The sequence below is a fragment of the Tropicimonas sp. IMCC6043 genome (genome assembly GCF_004146235.1).
In the GTDB taxonomy this organism is placed as follows: Bacteria; Pseudomonadota; Alphaproteobacteria; order Rhodobacterales; family Rhodobacteraceae; genus Tropicimonas.
Genome location: NZ_SELO01000111.1, coordinates 1 through 1,680 on the forward strand (window position 1 = coordinate 1; position 1,680 = coordinate 1,680).

The 1,680-nt window shown below is 56.4% G+C and carries 1 protein-coding gene and 1 pseudogene; one reads left to right on the forward strand and one right to left on the reverse strand.

The genetic code is table 11. The features are described from left to right. Positions 1 to 121 (forward strand): annotated as a pseudogene (locus EU800_RS25935) (IS5/IS1182 family transposase); the annotation flags it as partial. Between the two features lie 415 nt (positions 122 to 536). Here the strand turns inward: EU800_RS25935 and EU800_RS25940 are convergent. Beyond that, the gene (locus tag EU800_RS25940) at positions 537 to 1,208 is read right to left on the reverse strand and encodes a VPLPA-CTERM sorting domain-containing protein (protein WP_129636339.1); all 672 of its coding nucleotides are present in this window, start codon (positions 1,206 to 1,208) and stop codon (positions 537 to 539) included. Between the last annotated feature and the right edge of the window lie 472 nt (positions 1,209 to 1,680).

Below are 1,680 nucleotides of genomic sequence, written 5' to 3' on the forward strand. Positions count from 1 at the left end.
CTTCAACAAGCTCAAGAATGCACGCCGAGTCGCGACCCGCTACGACAAAACGGCTGAAAGCTTCCTCGGCTTCATCGACATCACATCAATCCGCCTCTGGCTCCGCCATTTGTCAACATGACCTAAGCTCGCCATGCGAGCAGGAAATCGAACCCGAAGGTTCGCCCTCATCAGAGGTTAACGGATTTCTCGAGGAAATGTGAACAAAAAACGTTATTCTTAAGGCAAACCTCGGCGAAAAGTGGCGACTATCGGGCGGATTGTTTCCATAGTGTGGAGAATGCCTGAGTGTGAGGCGCAATTGCTACCTCTGCAGCCACAGTGCAAGGGGGCCGCCCGAATAAGCGCGACGTCCCAACGATCGCCTTGAAGGTGTTTGGACCAAGGTCCGAATCGGCCGTGGGAACGCTTGAGAATGGCGGCCTGTCTCGCGACGTGGGACTGTTCGGCGCGAGTGTCGAAGAATGTACTTCGGAGAGAAAAGCCCGGCGGAGACCTCCGCCGGGTTCGTTCTGAACAACGTGACTTGCGTTACGTCAGGCAGCCTTGCGACGGCGGCGCATGAATGCCAGTCCGGCCAGACCGGTCGGCAGCAGAAGCACACTTGCCGGGACGGGGATCGGAGCCGTCGTGATGTCGAGACGAATCACCATGTCGTCGTAGTCACTGTCTCCGGCGCCATCGCCGAAGAAAGCAAAGACGGTCCAGACGTCACCAACCTCATTCGAGATGTCGGTGAAGGCCAGATGAAGCGAACTGTCTGACGCCTGACCCGAGTTGTTGTCGATCCAGTCGCCGCCGCCCAGATTGTCGGTTGAGAACCTCAGGTCGACGAAGTTGCCGGTATTCTGGTAGGTGATGGAGTCCCCAACGACGGTGGATCCGTCATTGAAGAAGGTTTCTCCGCCGAAGGACAGCCTCGCGCTGTTATTCGCGCCGGCTTCCGACCCCATGTAGGTCGCCGTGATCCAGGTGTTCGGGTCCACCGTCAGACCTCCGAACCCGGCGCCAACCAACGGCTCGGAGTCCGTATAGTCGACAATGGCATAGGGCAGATCCGGCACGAGCAGGCTGTAGAGGCCAGCTGGCAGTGATGTCGAGGTCGGCGATCCCGCCAACCCGAAGCTCAACGCGTTCGCGTCCGCGGCGAATGTCGTGCTGAGAGCCGCGGCCCCGAACAGACTTGTAACGATACTGGAAAGTTTCATCCTTTTCCCTCATTTCAAATTCTATTTGATGAACAGCCAAGCGACGGCTCACGAGGAAGTTAACATCCCGTTGAGAAGTTTGTGAAGAGATTACGGCAAGTCTGTGGCGGAAAAATTCCAGAGATCGTGGGGCCGCTAACCATTTTGTTTCCACTGCCTGATGAGTGCAGCTCCAGCGAGTAGATTGTTTCCGTTCGGAGCATAGTTGGACAAAGTTGCGCCTTGAACCTCCAGTTCGCTGAACGCTTCCGTCAGGCGAGATCTGCATTGGGTCGGGACCGGGTGTCTGAGCCTCGGGATGAATACGCCCATAAAAAGACGGTGCGCTTCATCCACTCCGATCATCCCAGCTTAATCGTCTAAATCTTCGGGGAAATTTGCGTGTGCCTGAAAGCGCTTTAAGATCAGTCTGCTACACATGAACCGTCGGCAGCTTCGGGCACATGCATGGGTGAAACGCTACAACCGGTCT